Origin of the sequence: Zhongshania aliphaticivorans (genome assembly GCF_902705875.1) — a bacterium.
Lineage (GTDB): Bacteria > Pseudomonadota > Gammaproteobacteria > Pseudomonadales > Spongiibacteraceae > Spongiibacter > Spongiibacter aliphaticivorans_A.
In genome coordinates, this window is record NZ_CACSIK010000001.1 from 1,476,689 (window position 1) to 1,501,543 (window position 24,855).

24 protein-coding genes are annotated in these 24,855 nt (G+C 45.2%); 13 read left to right on the plus strand and 11 right to left on the minus strand.

Features of this window, described 5'->3' with window-relative positions; all coding sequences use genetic code 11:
• Positions 1 to 6: 6 nt before the first annotated feature.
• Positions 7 to 915: a YheT family hydrolase gene (locus AELLOGFF_RS06725; RefSeq protein WP_235035737.1), complete on the minus strand. Its 909-nt coding sequence runs from the start codon at positions 913 to 915 to the stop codon at positions 7 to 9.
• 370 nt (positions 916 to 1,285) lie between these two features.
• Between AELLOGFF_RS06725 and AELLOGFF_RS06730 the strand changes: the two genes are divergently transcribed.
• The 5 genes from AELLOGFF_RS06730 (at position 1,286) to AELLOGFF_RS06750 (ending at position 7,824) form a co-directional block, all read left to right on the plus strand.
• Complete coding sequence (locus AELLOGFF_RS06730) at positions 1,286 to 3,436, plus strand: TonB-dependent receptor (RefSeq protein WP_159267953.1); 2,151 nt, start codon at positions 1,286 to 1,288, stop codon at positions 3,434 to 3,436.
• Positions 3,437 to 3,527: 91 nt separating this feature from the next.
• Complete coding sequence (locus AELLOGFF_RS06735) at positions 3,528 to 3,932, plus strand: nuclear transport factor 2 family protein (protein WP_159267954.1); 405 nt, start codon at positions 3,528 to 3,530, stop codon at positions 3,930 to 3,932.
• 346 nt (positions 3,933 to 4,278) lie between these two features.
• Positions 4,279 to 5,208, plus strand: a complete 930-nt coding sequence (locus AELLOGFF_RS06740; protein WP_159267955.1) for an OmpA family protein — start codon at positions 4,279 to 4,281, stop codon at positions 5,206 to 5,208.
• 27 nt (positions 5,209 to 5,235) lie between these two features.
• Complete coding sequence (locus AELLOGFF_RS06745; protein ID WP_159267956.1) at positions 5,236 to 6,927, plus strand: ShlB/FhaC/HecB family hemolysin secretion/activation protein; 1,692 nt, start codon at positions 5,236 to 5,238, stop codon at positions 6,925 to 6,927.
• A gap of 357 nt (positions 6,928 to 7,284) precedes the next feature.
• Positions 7,285 to 7,824 carry a hypothetical protein gene (locus tag AELLOGFF_RS06750; RefSeq protein ID WP_159267957.1) on the plus strand — a complete coding sequence of 180 codons (540 nt, stop codon included), beginning with the start codon at positions 7,285 to 7,287 and terminating at the stop codon, positions 7,822 to 7,824.
• A 79-nt stretch (positions 7,825 to 7,903) separates the two neighbouring features.
• Here the strand turns inward: AELLOGFF_RS06750 and AELLOGFF_RS06755 are convergent, their stop codons facing one another.
• The 4 genes from AELLOGFF_RS06755 to AELLOGFF_RS06770 all read right to left on the minus strand — a co-directional run bounded on the left by AELLOGFF_RS06755 (position 7,904) and on the right by AELLOGFF_RS06770 (position 10,773).
• Positions 7,904 to 9,175, minus strand: coding sequence for an ATP-binding protein (locus AELLOGFF_RS06755; RefSeq protein ID WP_159267958.1), 1,272 nt, complete (start codon positions 9,173 to 9,175; stop codon positions 7,904 to 7,906).
• A gap of 64 nt (positions 9,176 to 9,239) precedes the next feature.
• Positions 9,240 to 9,923, minus strand: coding sequence for a response regulator transcription factor (locus AELLOGFF_RS06760; RefSeq protein ID WP_159267959.1), 684 nt, complete (start codon positions 9,921 to 9,923; stop codon positions 9,240 to 9,242).
• Positions 9,924 to 9,935: 12 nt separating this feature from the next.
• Complete coding sequence (locus AELLOGFF_RS06765; RefSeq protein WP_159267960.1) at positions 9,936 to 10,241, minus strand: PepSY domain-containing protein; 306 nt, start codon at positions 10,239 to 10,241, stop codon at positions 9,936 to 9,938.
• Positions 10,242 to 10,260: 19 nt separating this feature from the next.
• Positions 10,261 to 10,773 carry a glycine zipper 2TM domain-containing protein gene (locus tag AELLOGFF_RS06770; RefSeq protein ID WP_159267961.1) on the minus strand — a complete coding sequence of 171 codons (513 nt, stop codon included), beginning with the start codon at positions 10,771 to 10,773 and terminating at the stop codon, positions 10,261 to 10,263.
• A gap of 108 nt (positions 10,774 to 10,881) precedes the next feature.
• Between AELLOGFF_RS06770 and AELLOGFF_RS06775 the strand changes: the two genes are divergently transcribed.
• The 5 genes from AELLOGFF_RS06775 to AELLOGFF_RS06795 all read left to right on the plus strand — a co-directional run bounded on the left by AELLOGFF_RS06775 (position 10,882) and on the right by AELLOGFF_RS06795 (position 15,939).
• On the plus strand, positions 10,882 to 11,505 hold the full coding sequence (locus AELLOGFF_RS06775; RefSeq protein ID WP_159267962.1) for a glutathione S-transferase family protein: 624 nt from the start codon (positions 10,882 to 10,884) through the stop codon (positions 11,503 to 11,505).
• A 95-nt stretch (positions 11,506 to 11,600) separates the two neighbouring features.
• The gene (locus AELLOGFF_RS06780; RefSeq protein ID WP_159267963.1) at positions 11,601 to 11,807 is read left to right on the plus strand and encodes a hypothetical protein; all 207 of its coding nucleotides are present in this window, start codon (positions 11,601 to 11,603) and stop codon (positions 11,805 to 11,807) included.
• A 235-nt stretch (positions 11,808 to 12,042) separates the two neighbouring features.
• Positions 12,043 to 14,025, plus strand: a complete 1,983-nt coding sequence (locus tag AELLOGFF_RS06785; RefSeq protein ID WP_235035738.1) for a DUF3604 domain-containing protein — start codon at positions 12,043 to 12,045, stop codon at positions 14,023 to 14,025.
• Positions 14,025 to 14,942, plus strand: a complete 918-nt coding sequence (locus AELLOGFF_RS06790) for a peptidyl-prolyl cis-trans isomerase (RefSeq protein WP_159267965.1) — start codon at positions 14,025 to 14,027, stop codon at positions 14,940 to 14,942. The genes AELLOGFF_RS06785 and AELLOGFF_RS06790 overlap by 1 nt, the downstream gene beginning before the upstream one ends.
• Positions 14,929 to 15,939 carry a HupE/UreJ family protein gene (locus tag AELLOGFF_RS06795; protein ID WP_159267966.1) on the plus strand — a complete coding sequence of 337 codons (1,011 nt, stop codon included), beginning with the start codon at positions 14,929 to 14,931 and terminating at the stop codon, positions 15,937 to 15,939. Before AELLOGFF_RS06790 ends, AELLOGFF_RS06795 begins: the two co-directional genes overlap by 14 nt.
• On the opposite strand, the gene AELLOGFF_RS06800 is transcribed toward AELLOGFF_RS06795, so the two are convergent.
• The gene (locus AELLOGFF_RS06800; RefSeq protein WP_159267967.1) at positions 15,940 to 16,761 is read right to left on the minus strand and encodes a hypothetical protein; all 822 of its coding nucleotides are present in this window, start codon (positions 16,759 to 16,761) and stop codon (positions 15,940 to 15,942) included.
• Between the two features lie 69 nt (positions 16,762 to 16,830).
• On the opposite strand from AELLOGFF_RS06800, the gene AELLOGFF_RS06805 reads away from it, so the two are divergent.
• Both AELLOGFF_RS06805 and AELLOGFF_RS06810 read left to right on the plus strand, forming a co-directional pair.
• Positions 16,831 to 17,610: an alpha/beta fold hydrolase gene (locus tag AELLOGFF_RS06805; protein WP_159267968.1), complete on the plus strand. Its 780-nt coding sequence runs from the start codon at positions 16,831 to 16,833 to the stop codon at positions 17,608 to 17,610.
• A 75-nt stretch (positions 17,611 to 17,685) separates the two neighbouring features.
• Positions 17,686 to 18,552, plus strand: coding sequence for a DUF2971 domain-containing protein (locus AELLOGFF_RS06810; protein WP_159267969.1), 867 nt, complete (start codon positions 17,686 to 17,688; stop codon positions 18,550 to 18,552).
• A 19-nt stretch (positions 18,553 to 18,571) separates the two neighbouring features.
• Here the strand turns inward: AELLOGFF_RS06810 and AELLOGFF_RS06815 are convergent, their stop codons facing one another.
• Positions 18,572 to 20,173, minus strand: coding sequence for a GMC family oxidoreductase (locus AELLOGFF_RS06815; RefSeq protein WP_159267970.1), 1,602 nt, complete (start codon positions 20,171 to 20,173; stop codon positions 18,572 to 18,574).
• An 89-nt stretch (positions 20,174 to 20,262) separates the two neighbouring features.
• Positions 20,263 to 21,051 carry a pseudouridine synthase gene (locus AELLOGFF_RS06820; RefSeq protein WP_200842617.1) on the minus strand — a complete coding sequence of 263 codons (789 nt, stop codon included), beginning with the start codon at positions 21,049 to 21,051 and terminating at the stop codon, positions 20,263 to 20,265.
• 136 nt (positions 21,052 to 21,187) lie between these two features.
• Between AELLOGFF_RS06820 and AELLOGFF_RS06825 the strand changes: the two genes are divergently transcribed.
• Positions 21,188 to 21,694, plus strand: a complete 507-nt coding sequence (locus AELLOGFF_RS06825) for an SRPBCC family protein (protein WP_159267971.1) — start codon at positions 21,188 to 21,190, stop codon at positions 21,692 to 21,694.
• Between the two features lie 17 nt (positions 21,695 to 21,711).
• Here the strand turns inward: AELLOGFF_RS06825 and AELLOGFF_RS06830 are convergent, their stop codons facing one another.
• From AELLOGFF_RS06830 to bioA, 3 genes are all read right to left on the minus strand, one after another.
• The gene (locus AELLOGFF_RS06830; protein ID WP_159267972.1) at positions 21,712 to 22,281 is read right to left on the minus strand and encodes a YtfJ family protein; all 570 of its coding nucleotides are present in this window, start codon (positions 22,279 to 22,281) and stop codon (positions 21,712 to 21,714) included.
• A gap of 363 nt (positions 22,282 to 22,644) precedes the next feature.
• Positions 22,645 to 23,463 (minus strand): ion transporter, encoded by an 819-nt coding sequence (locus AELLOGFF_RS06835; RefSeq protein ID WP_159267973.1) that lies wholly within the window; start codon positions 23,461 to 23,463, stop codon positions 22,645 to 22,647.
• A 3-nt stretch (positions 23,464 to 23,466) separates the two neighbouring features.
• On the minus strand, positions 23,467 to 24,768 hold the full coding sequence (bioA, locus tag AELLOGFF_RS06840) for an adenosylmethionine--8-amino-7-oxononanoate transaminase (RefSeq protein ID WP_200842618.1): 1,302 nt from the start codon (positions 24,766 to 24,768) through the stop codon (positions 23,467 to 23,469).
• Between the last annotated feature and the right edge of the window lie 87 nt (positions 24,769 to 24,855).

Consider the following 24,855-nt stretch of genomic DNA (forward strand, 5'->3'; position numbering starts at 1 on the left):
TTTGGCTTATGGTTGTGGTGGATTGCTAGGGTGCCCGCTAGGAAAACGGGTGAGATTGATGAGCTCTACTAGCCGGCCATCCAACCAGCTATCTAATTGATAGTTTTTTATAAAGCCACAGTGGCCGCCGTATTGCTTGGTTTCTATGTGAAGGAATTCGTTATTAGACGGCAGTCGTGAAAAATCTTCGGCAAGTATGATTGGGTCGTCTTGGGTGGCAATAATATGCGTTGCTGATGATAGCGAGTTTAGTGCATCACCAGTGATGTTATAGGCCTCAAAATAGTCTTCAGCACAAGGGAATGGCGTGTGATTTGGGACAAAATAGTTATTCATTTCTCTTAATGTTTTTAGTTTAAGTAGTTCATCCTTGTAGCCCAACTCTGGGTAGTAACGTATTTTTTTCTTGAGTGATTTTTGCCATTTATTAACAAAGTACTTATGGTAAACCCACCATCCGGTTTCCAGTGCATTCATGGTTTTTGCGGGGTCTACCACAGGGCATATACCGATAGTTTGCTGCAGGTGGATACCAGCTTCTTTAGCCTTAGCCGCAATGCGAAGCGCAAAATTCCCACCCAGGGAAAAACCGGCTAAAAATTGCCATTGCTGGGGGTATGTTTTATGAATAGTTTGAATTGCCCCAAGGACTTCCTCAATGCGGGCTGAATTGAAAAGTTCGCGATTAAGGTGATGACTGGGGCCATGGTCGCGCAAATTTAAACGGAAAATATCGTAGCCAGCATTAAAAAGCGTGCCGCCAGCAGACAACATATAACTGGATTGTGAGTGGCCTTCCCAGCCGTGAATAAGCGTAATAAGACCTTTGCTGCGTTTACCTTGGGCGCTGTATTCCCCGAGTAATTGATGACCATCACCACAATCTAATATCACAGATTTACTGGTATTTAGCATTGCGCGCGCCTGTGGGTATATGCGCAGCCGTCTCAGTGAGGTAGAGGCCAATATCGATTGAGTGTGGGGGTTTTGTAATAGTCCGGTGGGAGCAAAATCACTCATGAGTATTGTTTGTGTCCTGTGTTAATTTTTTGGATGGGCATTATGTGTGTCGACTGACCTGTATCCGGTGTCCATGAGCTAGGTATTGTCTAATTTCAGCCTCCGACCTTTGACCTACGTCGAATGGGTGATGTTCCTCTAGTCCTGTTCACTGCGATTATTTACCGCGTTTGTAGCCATGCAAACTAGGCTGCAGCCTGTAAGTATTTGGCTTGAATTAGCTAAAAATAACAATAATTGCATCAGTATGACATGAGAGGGAAAAATGACCAATCTACGCAGATCTACGTTGGCGATGGCCATGATGGGCGTTTTTTTAGCGCCAGCGACAGTGGCAAATGAGATCGCGGGGAAAACACTTAGTTTAGAGGAAGTGTTGGTCACAGCGGAAAAGCGAGAACAGACATTGCAGGAAACACCGATATCGATTTTGGCATTCTCAGCGGAGAAGCTCGCGCGATTTGGTGTTACCGATTTAGGTGATGTGAGTGGTTTGGCGCCCAATGTTGAAATTACGCCTTTCCCTGTTAGCCGGAGCTCATTAGTTGTTTTCATGCGTGGCGTGGGTAATAACGACAGCCAATCGACTCAAGACCCTGCGGTTGGTATTTATATAGACGGTATTTATATGGCTCGGAGTATTGGTCTAAGTAGTGATGTTGCGGATCTTGAGCGAATAGAAGTGTTACGCGGTCCGCAAGGCACTCTCTATGGCCGCAATACGACAGGTGGTGCTATCAATTTAATTACGGCTAAACCTTCTGAAGAAGCCGGTTTGAGCCAAACGGTGAGTCGTGGTAATCGAGGTTATTGGAAGACATTGACCAAAATAGAGTCTGGTCAGCGTGGTGATGTCGCGGCTAAATTAACGTATTTGCGTTCAGCCCATGATGGCTGGGTGAACAACACCGGGCCGGGCAGAAACTTTGGCGCTGAGGATAAATCGGCGGGACGTTTAGCGTTGCGCTGGGATATCAGCGACGTGATGTCGATAGACTATGCCTACGATTTTTCTGAAATAGATGGACCGCAGCATTTTTATCAGCCAGTTTCGGGTGTGTCACCCAACCCAGCGGCGCCAGCATCAAATAGTCGAAACAGTAGCGGGCAGTGGTTTGGTGGCACAGAGCCAACCAATACGGAAATCAGTGGCCACAGCCTGATTTTTACGCTGGATACTTCTGTGGGGGTATTTAAATCAATTACTGCTTACCGAGAGTTAAATGAGACTAGCGTGCAAGATTACGATGCGGGCACACCTGGCTTTCGGGTGAGTGTTGATATTGATCAAGAGCAAGTATCACAAGAGCTGCAATTGGTTGGGGGTTATAAGACCGACATTAACTATGTAGCTGGTATTTATTATTTCCGTGAAACGGGCAATGAAATTGAGGAGGACACCTACGGTGGATTCCCTCTAGAAAATCGCCAAATTATTTCTGAAAGTGAAGCGCAGGCGATATATGGTCAGTTAACGTGGTCACCTTCGGCAATGAATCATCGTTTAGATATTACTTTGGGCGGTCGCTACACCATGGATGATCGCTCGGCTAACAAATCTAGCATCACCTTTGTGAATGGGCCGCAGAGTGGCAGTGAAAGTTGGAGCAATTTTAATCCAAGCTTAATGGTGGATTATGCATGGACTGAGACCTTAAGTAGTTACGCTAAAGTCGTTAGTGCCTACAAATCAGGTGGTTTCAATGTGCGCAGTACCGAGGCAGGCTTTCAGCCACCGTTTGATGAAGAAAACATCCTTTCTTACGAGCTTGGCTTAAAGTCTACATGGCTGGATCGTCGAATTAGTTTTAACGCGGCGGCATTCCATGCGGAGTACACCGATATGCAGCTCCAGCAGATCACTAATAATTTTACAATCTTCTTAACGGACGTATTTAATGTTGGTGAAGCTGAAGTTGATGGCTTTGAATTTGATTTCATGGCGGTATTGGTAGACGGCCTTACGCTACAAGCGTCTTATGGGTATACCTATGCTGACTTTATTGAATATATAGATCAGCGTCCTAGCGAACCAACGTTTGGTCAAGATGTGTCTGATCGTGCGGTAATGCCTTACGCTCCCAAGCAATCATTTACGATAGGCTTAGATTACGAAGCGTCTATTAATTTCGGGTTATTACAGGCATCGGTAGATTATAGCTGGCGCGATGAGCGGTATGGCACGGCCTTTAATGATGACCTAGAGGGGTTTTTCTTGGATGACTATGGTGTAGTAAATGCTCGCCTAGCTGTTACCGATATCTCTATAGGTAAGGCTAATGTTGAAGTGTCGGCATGGGGGCGAAATTTAGATAGTGAAGAATATAAGGTGCATTCGATTAGCTTGGGCACCTATCGAAGTGCTTTTTTTGGTGAGCCCAAAAGCTATGGTGTGGATGTAACACTCCGATTCTAACTTAATAGCATCAGACGCTGATACGGTCTTCACTAAGGTGAAGGTGTTATCAGCGTCTGCTAGTTGTCTTAATTGCAAAGGGTAAGGTGTCATGGGGAATGCTAGATTAGCGCTGGAGGCCAGCCGTTTATCGGGCCAGTATGTAGAGCAGGGCAATAAAGCAGCTTGGTTAGATTTGTTTGCCGATGATGCTTGTGTGCAAGATCCAGTTGGGGTATCGCCACTTGATCCAGAAGGTTGTGGTCACACGGGTAAATCGGCAATTGCTAATTTCTGGGACACGGTTATCGCAGCTGGCGATATTGATTTTACGATTGTGTCATCTCACCCGGCGGGTGATGAATGTGCCAATGTGGTTAAAATGGTAAATACGCTTGCCGGCGGGATAACGATGCAACTAGATATGGTGGTTGTTTATCGCGCAAATGACCTTGGAAAAATTGTTTCACTTAAAGCGTATTGGGATTTTGAGGCAGTGCAGCAGCAATTGAGTTAACCCCCTTCGTTTTGTCTACTTCGACTTAATTCATCAATATCAACCACTTTAAGCTAATGGCGTAATTCTGACCTAGTATTTCGTGTAATACCCTTGTTGGTAGATTTGCGGAATGGCTACTTGTGTGAATTAATCGACAATGATGGCTAATGTTGAGGTTGTGAATTTGGTAATGTCCTTTTGCTATGTCACACTATAAGTTATTAAGGGGAATAGCGTGAAGCTGTAATGAAAGCTTGTGGTTTCAGTCTATAATATGAGTCAACGTGCAGATGTGTGAGTAATTAGCTTGGGTTTGGTTCGTTTATCAAGTATTGCCCTGATATTTATGGCGTCTGCTATTTGTATGCCTGCGCGTGCCCAATTGATAAATGTTGAGTTGTTAGGGGTATCGCTTACCGCACCGGTGACAGATGTTTTGGCCGACGTTAATTTACTCAGCGGCCAAAACGACGGTATGAGCCTGCTTTCGGTTGAGGTCTTAGGTCCTGAAACGCTGTTGGGTGTGGGTGTTAGCGGCCAAGATATCTTATTACTAGGGGCGCCTGTTGATGGGGTTGAAGGTCTGGGAGACTTGTCAGGGTTGACGGGGGATATCGATAGCTCTCAAGGGGCTGTTTTGGAGTTTTTGCAAGACACCGCAATGGGAGATATAAACCCAACGATTCTTACTTTATCACTGCCTGGCTCAGGCGGTGAGCAAGGGAGCGAGGACAGCACCAGTAACGATAATAAGGTTATCGCCAAATCTGAAGTTTTGACGCATATTTCAACTAGCAAGCTAAGCGATTGCGTAGATAATGACCGTGATAGCGTCTGTGACAGCGAAGATCAGTGTTTAGATTCTCCTGCTGGAGCAATAGTTTTACCCTCTGGGTGTCACTTTGATCGAAATCGTGTTTTATCGCTGCAGGGGGTGACGTTTGATATGGGCACTGCAGTATTGGCTGGCTCCTCAGTTAATACATTACGACAAGCAGCGCAGATGATAAGGCTTGTGCCTGATTTATTGGTCCAAATTGCAGGCCATACTGACGACGTTGGTAGTGAACAAGATAATCAAACTCTATCTGAGCAACGTGCAAGGGCGGTAAAAAACTATTTGATAGAGGCCGGAGTAGCAGCCAAACAGCTTGTCGTTAAGGGGTATGGAGAGTTACGACCTTTGGTTTCGATTGATGGGCTTTCAGCTGAGGCACTGAGTGATGCGCGCGCCAGCAACCGACGAGTAGAGTTGCGAATTCTCGATGAGCATAACCCAACCTCAGATAGATAGCGCAATAATTGAAATTTTGGAGTAAGTATGGCCATTGATCTACCTCCCGTAATTCCTCCTCAGGCCTCAACGGCTGAGCGCATTGAGCAATATGCTGCGGCGCAATCAGATTCAATCATCGATGTAAAAATTGGTGAATATGATCTGAGAATCTCGGGTAATCGCTATTTGAGTCGAGAGCAAATAGATTTGATAATGGGTGTTGCAAAAACACCAGCGCAGGCAGTGAATGCGTTAAACCAAGCTTATTACCAGCTTGGGCATTTACTGGTCACAGTCTATTTTGCACATCGTAACAACATGATTTTTGCACACGTTATTAATGGCCATTTAGCCGCTATTAAAGCCCCAGAGAGTATCTACCCATATTTTTCTGGATTGATTGGGGATGAGGATTTAAGTCGTTCTGAGTTTGACAGCAAACGCGTACTGGCAAACTTAAAAAGCAAACGTGCGGGCTTAGATTACGCAATTACCTATCAGTTATCGGAAGACCCCACCGCCTTTACACTCGTACTCACAGAGTCTGTTAAAGAAGACCACGATAGTACAGATATCAGTGTCAGTGTTAATAATTTTGGCAATCGGTTTTTAGGACGTTACTTTGCCAATGCGACGATTAAACATGACTTTAGCTCTGGATTAGAGGCCTCGCTATCTTATGATCGCGCCTTAACTGAGCTTGGCGAAGTCAATGGCGGTGATTACTACGATGGCTATACACTACGAGTAAATTACCCAAGTAGTTATGGCTTGTATGGTGTTGAGGCCCGCTATACTGAATATGAGCGTTATGCTGAGGGTGAAATTTCGACTGACAACGGTGCCTTGCTTAATGATGTGTTGTGTGGTCTGCCTTTGGTTTGCGATCTTACCGCATCTCTTGGATTAAATTTGGATGGAACGGCTACAGAGCAATCCCTGCTTCGATTAATGGCCGAGACTAGCAGCGTTGCGCTAACGGGTGAGCAGGTGATTAGCAGTGACGCCTTACATCGATTCACGGTTTCCCAGCGTTTAGAAAAAATTGACAGCACCATTAATATTGATGGCTTTGGCACTGCCTTGGATGAACCCCAAACGACTCTTGAGCTTGGCTTAAAGTACAATAAATTAATCCGCTTATTTGGTGTGGGTAGCCAATTAACCGTCCAAGGCTTTGTTGAGGCTGGATTAGGTTCAGATGAGGGAACGTTAGCTAGCGATGACCGAGAAGGCGTTGTTTCTACTGGCAGGCGCACAGGTGAATTTTTAGTTGCGCGGCCTCGGATTGGTTTGAAAATGGCAGTGACGGATTGGGCTACATTGAAAACGGATGTGATCAGCCAATTCTCTGATGGCCAACAATTGCCACTTCAGCAACAATTTTTCCTTGGCGGTGCCGCGGGCTTAAACGCGTATTTGCCAGGCGTATTAGTTGGCGATTCTGGTGTGTATAGCAAGTTTGCGCTGGAAAGTAATGGTCTTCCTTTTTTTGGTTTTACGTTTACTCCCGCTGTATTCGCAGAGTACGGGCAGGCTTGGTATGAAGATGCCTCAGGTGAGGCGGGTGATGTACGCTCACTGGCAGACATTGGGTTTAGCGTTCGAGCGGCGCTTGGTAAGGGCTTTGTGACAGAATTTTTGGCTGCAACGCCGGTTTATGACGACAATCTCGACGAAAATGCATTGTCGCAACTTGAAGTGGATTTCTTTTGGCGCTTATCGTTAACCTTCTAGAAAGTTGGCTTAGCCCTTCATCTTGATTGCCTGCTAAAAAGGCTGAGCTAATGTAGGGCGTGCTTATCCATGTGGCACTTACCCAATTGATTTTCCATCCCTATCCTGCTGTTTTTCAAGGGGTAGTCTTCTATTTCTCTAAATCAGCCTCCATAATGCACTGCTTCTACGTCTCATATTTGGCTTCTGCGCCTTAGTACTTGGTTTTCAACGAGGTCTGATAAATTTTTGTGATCATGGTCACGCCTCAATATAGGTGTTACTACGTATGATTCGCCTGTAATTAAAATACGTACGGTCGCGTTTTTTCGATAGCTGGCGCGCTCAGGTGGAAAAAAATAAGGAAAATTAAAACTTATGAATATAGTTAAAAAAGCGATAGCGACATTAGCATTGGTATCGATGTCTTCTTTCAGTTTTTCTGGGCCTTTGACTCCAGTTGTCAATATTTTGTCTCAGGTTGGTTCGCAGCTAGAGGGCTTGGGGGGTGGCGAAGGTATTCCTGGTCTTAGTGTGCTTCCTTTAGATCCATTTGTTTTACTCGGCACTCTTCCTGTTTTAAACGGAGAGCTTGTCGGTTTAGAAGACGGTGGCTTAACAGAAGGTGGTGTATTGGGTCTTGAAGGATTACTCACGTCTTTAAACCCCAGTAACTTGATTGGTGGTGGCTTGCCTGACCTGAGCCCCGTCGTCGCTTTACTGGGTGTCGGTTTGCCAACCGTGCCAGGGCTTGACTTCCTTCCTATAGACCTTGGTTCCATTCTGGGTGAGGGTGATGCACTTGGGTTGCCTGTTATTGGCGCTTTACCTATTGATGTATTGTCAATTCTCAGCGGAGGACCGGTACCCGGTTTGAATGTGTTGCCTATTGATATACTTGGTATTATTCCAATTTAATCCACAGTTCTCGTGTGAAATAAATGTAAAAAGCCAGAGACTTGCTCTGGCTTTTTACATTCTATTGCCGATATTAGTTTTAGTTTGGCAGTGTGATTTCTGCACAAACCCCGTGTAGGGGAGAGTCTGTAAATCTGATTTTGCCTTGGTAACTTTCTACAATATCTCTGGCAATCGCTAGTCCTAGGCCTTGCCCTTGTCCGTATTGATCACCGCGTATTCCACGCTGTAATAAATTCTCCCTCAATTCTTGAGGTATACCGGGTCCATCGTCGTTGATATAAATGATGGTTTGAGACTGATGGACCTCACTGCTAATAGTGATGTGCTGTTTACAGGCCTTGCTGGCGTTGTCTAATAGATTACCAAAGAGCTCCATAGCATCTTGTTCGTCGATGGCTAATAATTGCTCAGGGTCTAGTGATAATTGAAAATTTATCGACTTATCTCGGTGTACTTTTTTAAGTGTATTGCAGAGGCGTTGGACTAAAGGCTGTAAAAGAATTCGGCCGTTAAGGTTTTGATTTCCGCTACTTACTGCGCGTTTTAACTGGTAATTTATGATGTTTTCCATTCGGCCGATTTGTTCGGTCGTCATGGTGTCATTAAAGCCCTTACCCTTGAGGATGGCGAGTGGGGTTTTTAGGCTGTGGGCAAGGTTGGCTAAGGTATTCCGATACCTTTCTCGCTGCTTTTGTTCTTTGTCGAGTAATTGATTTAAATTGCGTGTAATTCCTTTCAATTCTCGAGGGTAGTTGGGGCCAAGTTTTTCAGTAACACCCTGTTCCAGTCGCTTTAGGTCGATGGCTAACTTACGTAAAGGCCGTAAACCCCAATATAAAATAAGAGCAGTGACGATTAGCGAAATAGACAGTACAAGCCCAAGCCAGAGGCTGAGCTGGTGTTGGAATTTTTTTCGCTCATTAAGCATGGGGGTTTGACTTGAGTACAGAGTGAAAAGCAGGGGGATGTCGCGTGCATTTTCTGTCTCCCACAAAGCATGGTATTGAAAGATAAAAAAAGGCGCATTATCAACGCGAGTTTCACTGAATAACTCTTGGCCACTTAGGGGTATGTCATTAGAGAGCGGTAACGATATCGTTTCGCTGGATACTGACTGCCAAAGGGGCGTTCCATCACGACGTGTTATTTGTGCGTATAGGCCTGAACGGAACTGCCATAGTCTAGGGTCTTTTAAGCGGTCACCCATATCAACGGTATTATCTTGCCATTCAATAGCACCTAATAAACCGAAAAATTGTAAACGAAGTTGTTCTTGTTCAGCACTAATTAAACTAGCTGTATGGGCGCGGTCAATTGCAATACCTGTTGCACCTAAAAGTAAGGCCATTAGGCTGAGACTGGCGATGATCAGGCGCCTAGTAATTGATGCAGTATGAGCTGTTGCAGGCATGTTAGTGTTGGGTTTCAGATAGCTCGAAACGATAGCCTCGACCGCGGAGCGTAGAAATCGGCTTAAGTAAATTGTCTGGGTCGATTTTTTTGCGTAGCCGAGCAATAAAGACTTCGATTACATTGCTGTCGCGGTCAAAATCTTGATCATAGAGGTGTTCAGTTAAGTCAGTTTTGGATACCACTTGGCCGCTGCGCATCGCTAAATATTCTAGGGCGTTATATTCATAGGCGGTTAAGTCGACGGGGGCACTATTTAAAAGTGCGCGTTTGGCACCCGTATCAATGGTGATGCAGCCAAATTGTAACTGGGGGCTAGCAAACCCCGCCGAGCGTCGAATTAATGCATTGGCTCTGGCCATGACTTCTTCAATTTGGAAAGGTTTTGCAACGTAGTCGTCTCCACCTGCTTCCAAGCCCTCAACTTTATCTTGCCAGCGGTCACGTGCGGTGAGAATTAAAACGGGGAATTTCCTGCCTTCTAAGCGCCATTGTTTGATAACGCCGATACCATCAATGCCTGGCAACCCTAAGTCGACAACGGCTAAGTCATAGGGATTCTCTTGGCCAAGATAGAGACCTTCCTTGCCATCAGTTGCGGTATCACAAGCGTAACCAGCGCCTTCAAAGTGTTTCCGCAGTTGTTCTAACAGTAGGTCCTCATCTTCGAGTAGTAAAATGCGCATGGTGAGATTCGCTCAGTTATTAATAGTCACGTTTTTAATTTTGCCATTATCTTGCAGTATACGTACGCTGTAGGCGTTGCTACCACGAATTTTCTTTGCACCAACAGCGCGGCCACCATAACGCCTTTCGGCAATAGATATCGCTTCGTTAACACTAAGACTGCGCTTATTTTGTTCAAGCTGTGGACGATCGGGTAAATTGAGGCGGCCTCCGGTTAAGTTACCAAGAGGGTTCGCCTCGCTGTATGACGTAATACTCACCAAAATGAGCAATAAGATCATTCGCAGCTGTTTACTCAGTTGCAAAGAAAGGTACATAAAACTCCCAACACCTGCTTTAGCCACGCGGAGTGACGTTAACCTCAATTTCAATCTCTCTACCCGGATTATAGGGCATGCGGGTATGATAAATCTCGCCCTGATAGCGATAGCTTACATCATAAGCAACGATTTCTTCTCGCCACTGTTGTCGTGGTTGTATCTCGCAGCGCTCTACAGTTTGATATTGTTGACCACCCCGTTGACGCGAGATGTCAGTTGCAATTGTTGCTCCAAGGACAGCGCCGACTACTGCGCCAACACGCTTGTTACTTTTGTGATGTCCAAGCTCATTGCCTAATGCACCACCAATAATGGCGCCAAATACAGGCGCTGAACTGCTTTTTTGGTAGGCAACGGTTTCTTGCCAACAATGTTCTACTGGTGAATTGAAGGCGACACGTTCGTAAATGGCTTGGACATTGGTCACCCTTGCGAACTGGGTGTGGCTAATAGTTCGGCCACCGCGGTGATCTGCAAAAGTGACGCTGGAGCAGGTAATGGCCAGCGGTATAATGATGTACTTCAACATAGCTTATACTCCAAAGTTATTGGTAGTATCTAGCATATTGGTTGCTGCCTTAACTAAAGCTGAACCGAGTATAAAGAACGATAATTTTAATTGTATGAGGAGAAATCGGTGAAATTATATACCTACGCTGTGGCACCAAACCCCCGTCGAGTGGGTTTGTTAATAAAGTATAAGGGTATCGATATCGATACCCAAGAAATCGATTTGACCGCCAAAGAACAGTTTTCGCAGGAGTTTAGTGCGATAAACCCGCGAGCAACACTACCCACTTTGGTGTTAGATGATGGCACGACGTTGTCGGACACCATTGCTATTTGTGCATATTTAGATGATGTATTTCCAAATAAATCAGTATTTGGTGCTTCTGGCTTAGAACGGGCACAAATCATTGGTTATTGTCATCGTATTTTTATGGAAGGTGCAAGCGCAGTAGCAGAAGTTCTCCGCAATAAAGGTGAGGCATTTAAAGATAGCCCGCTCCCTGGTCCCTTGAAAATGCCACAAATTGGTGAACTGGTAGAACGGGGTAACCTTCGCATTACGGCATTTTTTGAGGCAATGAATAAAGAAGTCATTGATAAGAATTATTTGGTTGGTGATTCCTTGTCTCAGGCGGATATAGATCTTTATGTGGTACTTGGCTTTTGTGGCTGGGTCCGTCGAGCCATTCCGGAGGAGTGCGCGGCCTTACAGCAATGGTTTGAACAGATGAAGACAAAGCTTGGCGAGTAGGGTTAAATTGCGCTAAACAAGGAGGCGCATATACCTTGTTTAGCGCAGATATAAATATAATTACAATCCAAGGAAGACATTAACGCGCATATTATGTGGGCGAACTGAGCGGTGACCGCAATAGTGGTCATGTCGATGCCGTGGTTGCGTATAAGTTACATAGTGATGATGCTTATGCGCTACGTAGTGGCGCTTGTGCTGTTTGTGATGCGGTTGATTATGATGGTAGTTCTTATGGCTGTGGTGTGGTGATGAGTTGTGGTGCTCATAGTGGACCTTCACGCGACTATCGGCATGACTAAGTCCAGCGCCTACTAACAGTCCTAAACACGCGATAATAATGATAGGTTTTGTTCGTTTCATGATAAATGCTCCTTGTTTCGGTGAGTACGTAGCTATCATTGCACCGAGTGGCTGAACGTTTCCTGAATGCATCTACCTTGTAAATAAAGTATGTCCAACCAATAATGACCGTACTATAAGAATAAGGACAATAAGAAGATGGTGGCGGGTAAGTTCTTAAGGCATTTTAGCTCAGTGTTTAGGTTTATATTATTGTTGGTGAATTTGAGTTTTATTGCCAATGCGAGCGGTGAAACTACGACTTCTGGACGTATGGATAGCCAAGCTGATAATTATCGTGAGTTACGTCAACCATGTGTAAATCATAAGCCGCTTCGTCAAGTTTTTTTTGGCGATACTCATGTACATACTAAGTATTCCTTAGATGCAAGTACGCAAGGTACTCGTACGTCTCCTGCGGATGCTTATCGCTTTGCTCGCGGCGCTGAAATTGGTGTGCAGCCTTGGACTGCTGATGGCAAACCGCTGCGCCGATTACAATTAGATCGCCCTTTAGATTTTGCAGTTGTCACCGATCATGCCGAATTGTTTGGGGAGGTGGAGGTGTGTCAAACACCAGCACTTTCAGGTTATGACAGTTGGCAGTGCAAAATGTTTAGGCAAATTCCCCGTGCTGCTTTTTTCTTATTCAATACGCAATCTTCACGTGCTAAGCGTTTGGGGGTTTGTGGTGAAAATGGAGAAAATTGTAGGAATGCGGCTTTACGTCCATGGCAGGAGATGCAGCAGGCAGCTGAAGACGCTTATGACAGAACTGAAAGTTGTGAATTCACAAGCTTTGTTGCGTATGAATGGACAGGTGCATCGGCTAATTTGGCAAATTTGCATCGCAATATCATATTTAAAAATGAGCACGTTCCCACTTTACCATTGAGCTTTATCGATACCCCTTCAGCGCCATTATTATGGGATGGTTTAGATCGTGACTGTGTCAATGCAGGCACTGGTTGTGATGTATTGGTGATACCGCATAACTCGAATTTGAGCGATGGCTATATGTTTAGCGTGGCACGTGATGATGGCAAGCCCATTACCACGGCAGATGCGGAGCAGCGTGCACGTTTAGAGCGTTTAGTTGAAGTTATGCAACATAAGGGTAGTTCTGAATGTTTTTATGACCCATTGAATAGTGCAGATGAGCTGTGCGGCTTTGAACAGCTTCCGTATAACAGCTTTCCTGATAAGTTTATTGGCAAAGTGCTACCATTTTTCAGTCAGCCACCGTCAGCAAAATCAGGCTTTATTCGCGACGTGCTGCGCGAAGGGCTGGCACAGGAGCAACGCTTAGGGGTGAACCCATTTAAGCTGGGTTTTATTGCTAGTTCCGATACACATATTGGCGCACCTGGTGCGGTAATGGAGCAAAACTTTTTAGGTCATGGTGGCGCTGGTGAACCTGCCGGTGACAAGCTACCGCAAGGGTTGCCCGACGACTTAGAATTTAACCCCGGTGGATTGGCTGCAGTGTGGGCAGAGGAGAATACGCGAAGCTCGCTTTTTGAGGCAATGCGGCGGCGAGAGACTTACGGTACGAGTGGCCCACGAATTAGATTGCGATTTTTTGGTGGTGATGAGTCTTTGCCTGAGGATATTTGTGAACGCAATGATTACGCTGCAATTGGGTATAAATATGGCGTGCCAATGGGTGGCGATCTCATGCCGAAAGAACTTGCTTCGGCACCTGTTTTTACCGTCTTTGCGCAAATGGATGCGGGACGTTCTGGTACGGCTAATATGCCTTTGCAGAAAATACAAATTATCAAAGGCAGTATTGATAGGGAAGGCAATAAGAGTGAAAAAGTGATTGACGTTATCGGTGACGAGAATGGTGAAGTGGGCGTTAATCTACAGAACTGTGAACCGTTTGGGCGGGGCCACAGCCAACTTTGTGGTCGCTGGCAAGATTCACAATTTAATGCAAATGAACACGCTTATTACTATGCACGGGTGTTGGAAAACCCTAGTTGCCGTTGGAGTCAGCGTATTTGTGTTGCGGCGAAAGTGGATTGTAATAATGCTGAGTCGATTAAGCCTGGTTACGAGGGATGTTGTGCCCAAGAGCACCGACCTATTATTCAAGAGCGAGCATGGTCATCACCTATTTGGTATTCCCCAATTGAGCTAGATCCGGATTTAAGGAATAGGCCCTTACCTTAATGCAAATATTATCTTCTCGTCCGCTGCATTTTTTGATTATAGGTGTTGCTTTAACATTGCTAAATGATCGTTACACCCTTTATCAGCAGCGCTACATAACATGCGTTTCCAAGTCACAGTTAGCCGTGTTAGCAACAGATTGGCAGCGTAATACTGCTCAAGAAATGACATTAAATCAGCTTCGAGAAATTGAACAAGCGGCGTTGGACGAGAATATGTTGGTAAAAGAAGCGATGTTGCAAGGCTTTCATAAGCGGGATCAAGTTGTTATTCAGCGCTTGTTACGAGACGCTGATTTTTTGGGTATTGCCGGTGGCGTTAAACAAAAAATTGATGCTGTACTTGCCATGGATGTTGCAACGGGTGATGAAGTGATTCGGCGCCGCTTAGTTCAGTTGCTAAAACATCAAGTACAGGTGTCGAGTGAGGTGCATAGCCCATCAGAACACGAGTTGACGGTCTTGTATCACAGTCGAAAAGATCTTGGTGTTGTTCCTTCTAGAATAAGTTTTGAGCACCTGTACTTTGATTCAACTGCTGGCAACGCCAAGGAGAGGGCAGAGCTTGCGCTGAGTGAAGAAAATGTGGATATGCAAAGTGGCGATGTGTTTTTAGGTGGGAATTATTTTGCCAATATGACAACTACGACGATGGCCTCTACATTTGGTGAGGAATTTCTCCAAGCTGTAGATATTACATCAGTAGCAAAAGGCGAGTGGTTTGGTCCGTTGCGCTCGCAACATGGTTTTCATTTAGTTCGTATAACTGCTGCAGAAACTGCATTTCGACGTTCCCAAAAGGAATTGCATACCGAGCTCATTGGCTTGTGGCGAGAAAGTCAGCAAACAAAGCGATGGCAAGAATATGTAGGGCAGTTACGTGGTCGTTATCGGAATGTGTGTGATGCGAATTATTAGTTGTTTACTCTTGTTGTTTGGTCTTAGCTCTGGCGCTAATGCGCACAAGCTCGCTCCGTCATTACTTGAGCTACGGCAATTGCCGAGTGGCATAATTAGTGTGTGGTGGAAAACCCCCGTCCTTGCTGTTGCATCGCCATCGGTAGTTCTTCCATCGTCTTGTCAGCGTATTGGAGGTATTAAACAGGAGGTGGTAGATAATGCAATTGAGCGCCGTTATTCCATATCGTGTAGTGGTGAGTCCTCTTTGGTTTTCTCTATTAATGGTTTAGCTGCATCGCGGTCTGCGGCTTTACTGCGCTGGTATGGTGATGGTGGGCAGCAGCAAAAGTTACTAAGGTCTGATGAGGATAGTTTTTCGCCTGAAGACAGTGCTGATCACGGGTCAACTGTTGTGCAATTCACGGCGTTAGGCGTTGAGCATATTCTTATTGGGATAGATCATTTGTTGTTTGTTTTAGGTTTATTGCTGGTGGCACAGAGACGAAAAAGGTTATTTGTTTGGGTTAGTGCTTTTACGGTTGGTCACAGTATTACTTTATTCATGGTGAGTCTTGGTTATATTCCACATTGGCCGAATGTGGCTGAATGGCTTATTGCGGCGAGTGTTTTTGCTATGGCGCTGTACGCAGAGGTAGACAGGGCTGGACGGCAGTATGGCAAGGTTTTTGTTATGGTTGTCGGTGCCTTTGGCTTATTGCATGGATTGGGTTTTGCGTCTGTCTTAGCTGAGCTTGCCGTACCCAGCGGTAAAATGTTACCAGCACTTCTTGGTTTTAATATTGGCATTGAGCTGGGGCAGTTGCTGTTCTTGGCGGGGGTATCGTTGATTCTGTTGTTTTGGCAGCGTTTGCTGTTTATCTCGCCGAACGTGTTACAAAGGTCTTCCAGTGTTGCACGAGGTACCACCGTTTATGTCATGGGGTCGGTGGCTTCATACTGGATGATTGACCGAGGCCTCTCCGTGTTCGAGGCCGCGGTCATGGGTGCTTATTAGTTATTGACTAGCTTGATTACCTTCTGCCTCTGGTGTGTTTTCAGGCGGCTTTTTACCTGGATAGTTTTTCATTGTGATAAGAGGGTGGAATGCTAGCTCGATACCTTCTTCGATATTACTGCTGCGACTCAGTATTTTTTTGCGCCTTACGAAACCTTTATCAGATTTTCTACTATCAATGCTGTGTAGCGTATCAATTCCTCCGCGACTGGAAAACAACGGTTTGCCTTCGGTTGAGTAAATGGTGATTGCCAATGAAGCGCCCTTGATAATCTGTGACCAATTAAACTCGGTAGAGACACTGGACGACGCCCCCTCAGTTGCTGGCTCACGAGATATACCATACCAGCGCGCGTAGTGCTTCATACTTGGGCTGTGTTGTACGTCGTGTTCAATGAGGTCAGTAAAAATAACGGCGTCGATATCTTTCTGGCCTTGCAGGCTTTGCAGTGTTGTTGCCATGACTTTTTGCCAGCCTTCTCGGTCAACCTTACCGGTTGTTGGGTCGTAAAAGTTTCCATAGGTTAGCAGCGCTTGTTGCCATGCGTTGTTGAAAAGGTGAGTTGGCGCAAGGCTAATACCGTTTGCTTCAAGATAATCTTTTATCATGCCGTCTACTTTGTCCACGCTGTCACGTAATACCGAGCGAGTAGGCTCACCGCTAACGTTCACGGTAGCTAAGATAACTTTCTTAATCGGCTTTTGTTGGATATCCTCTTGGCTGATAAAATAGTCATAAGTGGTTGGGTTATAATCTGTTGAGCTACAGCCTGTGGCTAAAACAGCTGCGAAAAGAGTAAGTATAAACAGAGAACGTCGCACAATAGGCCCTTTTTTATTGAAAATGCCAGCGCATTCTAGCAATGGCGGTAGATGATGAGAAGTAAACATATGCCCAGGTCGGTAAGATTACATACAGAAGTCAGTGGTAGTGGGTCTAATAACGTTGTTCTGTTACATGGATTATTTGGCTCGGCAAGTAATTTGCTTGGTGTGGCGCGTAGTTTAGAGCCTTATTTTACCGTTATTCGTATGGATCTCCGTAATCATGGTAAATCTGAACACAGTGATCAGATGGATATTCCTGTTATGGCGGATGATGTGGTCGCCGCAATGGACATGCTGAATATTTCTAAGGCGCATTTTCTCGGACATTCACTAGGTGGAAAAGTTGCTATGCAAGTAGCGATAACGCACCCAGAAAGGACTGGGCGATTAATCGTGGCGGACATCGCACCAGTGCGCTATGGTCGAGGTCACGATGCGATCATTACATCTTTACTGGCACTTGAATTACGCGCCTTAAAAAACCGAGAGCAAGCGGACCAAGCCTTGTTAAAGGATGTGCCTGAAATTGCGGTAAGGCAGTTTTTGCTTAAAAACTTAATGCGTGATGGTAAGGATGGCTGGGCGTGGAGAATGAATTTGCCAGTCATCGCTGAACTATATGATAACTTGCGTGATGCGCCTTCCTCAGAAATATTTGGCGGGCCAACTTTGTTTATTCGGGGTGAGTTATCACCTTATATTCGAGATGAAAATCGAGTGCCGATGATGCGTCAATTTCCAGATATGTATTTGGAAACAATCCCCGGTGCAGGGCACTGGTTACACGCAGAATACCCAGCCATTTTTAATGGCCTAGTTGGTGAGTTTTTACGTGCTGACTGATGGCTAGTATTCGGGCAGGGAATTGTAATAACTGTCATGTATGTGTGCTAAAAAGGCCGAACTAGAGGAGGGTGTATGATCCGAACCATCACTGAGGCCTTATTTTCTGAATTGCCAAAAGACACCTTATATCATTACACCTCCTTAAGTGGAGTACTTGGAATTATTGGTAGCCGGAGCCTGTGGGCAAGCGACATCCGTTATATGAATGACTCTGCTGAGTTACGTCATACCGCTGACCTCGTATCGAGCGAGGTTGCACGGAGAATAAATGAGGGGCACCCGCGTCCTTATTTATTAACCTGCTTCTTAGACTGGGTAAGGCACCGCATTACCAATGGCCATATTTTGTTTGGTGCTTCTTTTCGCTCAAATGGTAATTTACTGAGTCAATGGCGGGGTTATAGTGCGGTTGGGAAAGGAGCTAGTCTTGGCTTTAATCCCGTTACGGTAGCGGCATGTGCAGAGAAACAGCAATTCAGAATGGGCCGGTGTATCTATGACCGGCAGGAGCAACTGGCACTCATTAACAAAGTGCTAGATTCTGTGGAGGTCCTTGCTGATGGCATTGCCGATGGTGTGGAGCGAGAAATTTACCATCAGCTATTTGAACATTTAGAAAGTGATTTACTGCGTTTGGCGGCCATATTAAAGCACCCATCGTTTGAAGAGGAACAAGAATGGCGGTTAGTTTCTCCTGTGGTATCTGATTATCAGCATGCTTCGGTTAATTTCCGTGAAGGTCGCAGCATGCTGGTTCCCTATATTAAATTTTCTCTGGTCTCTGGTGATAACGGCGCTGTTGATTTGGATCACGTTTATTTGGGGCCGACACCTAATATTAGTTTGTCGATGAACTCCATGAAAATGTGCCTTGCTAAGCATGGGATCCGTCCTGATCGAGGGATTGAATACTGCCAAATTCCCTATCGACAGAACTGAGCCCAACACAGCTTTATATCTAGTTATTTTTTTTAGCTAAGATGAAATCGGCGCAGCGTTCTCCGATAAGCACAGCGGTAGCATTGGTGTTACCTGAAATGAGTGTAGGCATAATAGAAGCGTCAGCCACTCTCAATCCTTCAATACCATGAACTTTTAAGTGATTGTCTACGACGGCCATATCGTCGTTGCCCATTTTACATGTGCCAACGGGGTGATATACCGATTCCCCTGTATTACGAATAAAATTTAGAATTTCCTCATCACTTTGGATTTCAGGTCCAGGAATCAGTTCTTCACGACGGTGTTCATTAAAGACGGGGGCTTCGAAAATTTCCCGCGTTTTACGTACGGCGGCAATCATTTTCTGTTGATCTTCTTTTTCAGCTAAATAGTTATGTAAAAGCGCAGGAGCGTCAGCTGGGTCATTGCTGCGAATATGTACATAACCCCGGCTTTTGGGCCGCAAATAACAGACTGTGGCCGTCGTACCCGGTACAGTGAGCATACGCCCATTTTCGTCTTGTGTGCCTGCGGCTGGTGTAAAATGGATTTGCGCATCAGGACGAGTTTCATTCTCGTTCGTTTTAAAGAATACACCGACTTGCGCTGCTGGGTGTGTCAACATGCCTTTGCGCTTAAAGGCTAGTTTGGTAAAGGTGGAAATCATCGCGAAAGGGCGGGACTCTTCGTAAAACGTTTTTAATCCTGCGAAGGAACGCTGGGTATTGACGGTCATATGATCTTGTAAATTTTCGCCTACCCCCTTTAACGCGGTATGCACCTTAATACTGTGCTGTTGCAATACCTCGGGGTTACCAATTCCGGATAGTTCTAGCAGCTGGGGTGAATTAATCGTACCGCCACATAAAATTATTTCGCGGCGACAGCGCGCTGTGAATTGCTTACCATCTTTGCTGTATCTCAGTGCAGTGGCTTTGTTACCTTGAAACTCAATTCGGCTTGCCAGAGCTCCTGTGATGACGTTGAGGTTGGCTCTTTTCATTGCTGGTTTTAGGTAGGTTTTAGCCGTGCTTTGACGCAGCCCATTGCGAATATTAACTTGATAAAAACCGGCGCCTTCTTGATTTTCACCGTTAAAGTCACTGTTTGCAGGTATTCCGGATTCTGTTGCTGCTTGGATATACATCTCTGCAAGCTCATATTTGTCTTTGACATCTTCTACCCAAAGTTGCCCCTGACCACCGTGATATTCAGTCTCTCCGTTGGTATTCATTTCACAACGTTTGAATATGGGTAGTAGGTCATCGTAAGCCCAGCCCGTATTGCCTAGTTCGGCCCAGTGATCGTAATCTTCACGTTGGCCACGGATATATACCATGCCGTTAATAGAACTGGAGCCCCCTAACAATTTGCCTCGGGGCTGATCAATGCAGCGATTGTTCATGTGTGGCTCAGGTTCACTTTTATAACACCAGCTGAACTGAGGGTTTTTCATGGTGAAAGCAAACCCAAGGGGTATGTGAACCATAGGGTGGCTGTCTTTTCCACCAGCTTCTAGAACTAATACGGTATGTTCGCCACTTTCGGACAGGCGGCTAGCTAAGGCGCAGCCGGCAGATCCGGCTCCGACGATAATATAATCGTAATGAGTGCGCATAGTTGATATCCGGTTTTGTTCCGCTTTATTGCTGTCGCAGAAATGTTTTTATTAGGATTAAGATACGACAACGGGAGGCAGGATGTAAGTTATAGTTTTGTAACCTTTTGGTGTTGCCATTCATCGGGTAGAACATGCTGCCAATTAAAACGCGTCATTAGACTAGAAAAGCAGGGGTCTATGGGAGCATTTATGGTGATATTTTTCTTGGTTTTGGGGTGCAAGAAACGCTGTTGTGTGGCATGTAGTAGCAGTCTAGGGCACTGAAGTTGCTCTGCGAAATAGCGATTGTGGCGTCCTCGCCCATACTTTGCGTCGCCAATTATAGGGTGAGATATATGCTTTAAATGGCGGCGTAATTGATGGCGTCGTCCAGTTTGAGGCTGTAATGCAAGAAGCGAATAACGCGATTGGGGGTAGGTTTCAATTTCAGCCTTGAGTTGATGCTGAGCTAATAGTTGAAAGTCGGTGATGGCAGCTTGAGGGGCTGCTGGTTTGCTTTTTGTAATGCGACTGTCTCTAACTTCTGGCAAATCATGGTCTATATGTCCGTCTGTTGGGCAGTATCCACGCACCACAGCAAGGTATGTTTTGACAATGTGGTGGCTACTGAATAATTCCCCAAGCTCTTTGGCAGCCTGCGGGTTGAGGCCAAAAAGTAGAACCCCAGAGGTTGGCTTGTCTAAGCGATGGGCGGGATAGACGTATTGCCCTATTTGATCCCGTAGAAGCTGGATGGCAAAGCGCGTTTCATGGCGATCAATTGGGCTGCGATGCACCAAAAGGCCGTTAGGCTTGTTAATGGCAATTAGGTCTTCGTCTTGATATAGGATTTCAAGTTGTTCCGCTGGCGTGGAAATATGGTCAGTTTCTTGCATTTTATTTTGCCGTTTTAGATGAAGACTTTGTCATGTTTACATTCTTGCCTTGTTTAAGAATTGAGGCGGGTGTTAGATTCCCGAATATTGGACAGTTAGCTAAATCGGTGAGAAACCACTTTATCGGAGAAATCACGTGGTAAATAAATATCTATGCAAAACCGTTGATATGACATTTTTTGATACAGCTCCATTTCGTTATATCGCAGAAGTAGAGGTGAAAGCCAGTGCTGAAGATGTTTTTGCGTCATTTGAAAACGCTGATGACTGGCCACGGTGGGCTATGCCTATTCAAAAGGTGGAGTGGACTGCTCCAACGCCCTTTGGTATAGGTACAACTCGTACCGTTAGCATGGTTGGTGGCCTTGTTGGTTATGAGGAATTTATCGCGTGGGAACCTGGCCGGGAAATGGCTTTTTGTTTTACTCACGGTAGTAAAGATAATATTGAATCATTTGCAGAACGTTATGAGGTCAGCGTGGTTAATGAACAGTATTGTCGGGTGCGATGGACGATGGCAATGAAGCCTAAAGGGTTTAGTAAATATTTTCTTCCTGTTTTTAGTCCTGCCATGCACTTGTGGGTGAAGGTGTTGTTGCGCAAATTTGCTCGTTTAGTGGAAGGTCGCCGTGCGTCAGCTTAAGCGACCTTAATAAGCGCTTAAATTTTACTTTTTGCTATTTCTTCGTCAAGTAGCGTGATGATGGTGTTGATGTCATCATCATTAAGCTTGCCTTGTTTTAGATAGCGAATTTCGCCGTTGAGATCGACCAAGATAATAGCAACGGTTCCCTTTTTTAATTGCCAAGCATCTAGTCCGCGCCCCTCGTCATCGGCAACCAGTATCGCTTGAGGGTGTTCGCGCTTGTTCTTTTCAAGCTCATTACTTACTAAGCCTGAGGTACCCCAAAGTGCGTCGTTTAGGTTTATGATGCTAATTGATTGAAAACTATCAGGCTCGTAATTATTTTCATCCAAGCGCTTTTTCAGCGGGGCGATAATAGAGTCTGAAGACATTCTTGCGGCCAAATGAAAAATCAATGCCGGAGTACCGGTAGTTATTTGGTTTGTAGACCAAGGTTGATGTTGCACCTCTTTTCCGTCTATTAATAACTCACCTTTCGATGGCACATCTAAGCTGGGAAGGTTTCCTCCAAGCTCTAAAGCATTACTTAGCACTGGTAATGCTAAAAGAGAGAGGCTTAGTACAATATTTTTAATTGCTGACATACAGAGTACCTAGTTTATTAGGATTGGGTAATTTCGCTCAGAATACCATAGGCTTGTAGACCATAAGATGACGCTTAGTTCATACTTGTTAACGACTCTATTTGGGTACCCATCTTACAAGTTTTAAATGAACCCCAACTGAATAAGTTAGAGTAATTAGTTCCTTAGGGTATTAATCCGTATTGATGAACCTTTTTACATTCTGGCTGCCGATAATAGGACGTTGATGGTGTTTGTTATTTTTTTGCAAACAACAGTTATTAACTCACCATTTTACGTATCACTATATTCATCTACGACAACTTAGCTATTTCCTTAGTCAGTTGCAGCGCCTCCCTCATCGTTGCAATTGGCTTTTTTTGTTTAGCTTGGTGGTGATAGCTTTTCACCACAATGTCGACAATATTTGGACTCCTTTTCATGGCCAAATTTTTTGCAGTTGTCGCATTGTCGATTAGTGATTGCTCGTTGGCTTTCCTGAATCAACTCGGCACTGAGAATACCCGTCGGTATGGCGATGATTGCGTAACTGGTAATCATTGCCATGGCGGCGACCAGTTGTCCTAAAGGTGTCCGTGGGGCTATGTCGCCATAACCAACGGTAGTGACGGTAACTATGGCCCAATACATACTGCGGGGTAGGCTAGTGAAACCGCTTTTGGGGCCTTCGATAAGATACATCAGCGCCCCGAAAACCACGATTAATGTCAGTACAGAGATAAGGAATACGGATATTTTTCTGCGTGAAGAAATCAGTGAGCGGATGAGGACATTAGCCTCACTCATATAGTTAAAGAGTTTAAAAACGCGGAATACTCGCAGCACACGAAATATACGAATGACGAGTAAATGTTGAGCGCCGGGTAAAAAAATCGATAAGTAGGTTGGAATGGTGGCAAGTAGGTCTACGATGCCATAAAAGCTAAATATATAGGCGCGGCGATCCGGTGAGCAATAAATACGTGCGGCGTATTCTAGCGTAAACAGAATGGTAAAAAAGACTTCAGCAGCAAATAAGAAATCGCCATATTTCTGGTGAATATTTTCTACGGAATCAACAAATAATGCACCCACACTGCTTAAAATGATGACAATAAGCAATATGTCAAAATTTCTGCCAGCACCAGGTTCAGTGCCGAAAATGATGCGGTGCAGCCGCATTTTAATACTCGCTGTTGCCATGTGTTATTCCTCTTCGGCTACCGCGGCTACAAGGTGCTGACAGAGCTGGATCAAGTCAGTGTCGTTAATAATATATGGCGGCATGGTATAAACTAACTTTCCGAAAGGCCTAATCCATATTCCTTTATCAATGAAGCGGGCTTGGATGCTTGCCATGTCGACACTGTCTTTTAACTCAATAACCCCAATTGCCCCCAAACAACGAACATCAGCCACTGAGGGTAAATTTACTGCTTTACTAAGTTCTCGACTAAGTATTTTTTCAATTCGTCGAATGTTAGATTCCCAGTCACTGCTTAACAGTAGCTCAATGCTTGCATTGGCAATGCTGCAGGCTAGTGGATTACCCATAAAGGTTGGTCCATGCATGAATACACCCGCTTCACCATGACAAATTCCCTCTGCGATGCGGTCGTTACACAGTGTTGCTGCCAGAGATAAATACCCTCCTGTTAATGCTTTACCGAGGCACATAATGTCAGGACTAATTCCGGCATGCTCACAGGCAAATAGTTTCCCTGTGCGGCCAAACCCAGTGGCAATCTCGTCAAAAATTAGCAGTACATTGTATTCATCGCATAATGATCGAAGTCGGCGAAGGTAGTCGCCACTGTAAAAGCGCATTCCACCAGCGCCTTGAACAACTGGCTCAACAATGACGGCGGCTAGTTCATGATGATGCTCTTGCAAGGCAGCAGTCATCGCTGATAGGTCGTCATCGCTGGCTGCTTCACCAAATGCGGTGGGTGGCGATTCAACAAAAATATGAGAGGGTAATACTTTATTAAATAAATGGTGCATACCTGTAACAGGGTCGCAGGTCGCCATCGCACCAAATGTGTCACCATGGTAGCCGTTGCGTAGGGCGATTAAGCGAGTTTTGTTTTGATTACCGATGGAGTACCAGTACTGCAGTGCCATTTTGATGGCAACCTCAACGGCAACAGACCCAGAATCAGAGATGAACACTTTGCTGAGCGGGGGGGGTGTTAGGTCTACCAAGCGTTTACCAAGCTCAGCGGCTGCCGGATGAGTGATGCCACCAAACATGACGTGTGACATGGCTTGCAGCTGTTTAGTTGCAGCAGCATTGAGTTTGGGATGATTGTATCCATGAATGGCGGACCACCAAGAAGACATGCCATCGATAAGCTCTGTGCCATCAGCTAGAGTGAGTCTAACGCCTTTTGCAGAAACAATAGGGACCATTTTGGCTGGGTTTAGCATTGATGAGTAGGGGTGCCAGATGTGATCTTTGTCCCACTGAAGCCATTCTTCTGTGCTGGCATTTTGGTAATCAGACATTAATATCTCCCTTTGAATTGGCGCCATTTTAAGCATTTAGTGTCGATAACACGAGCGTGATGCCCGGTTGAAACAATAAATGGTGTG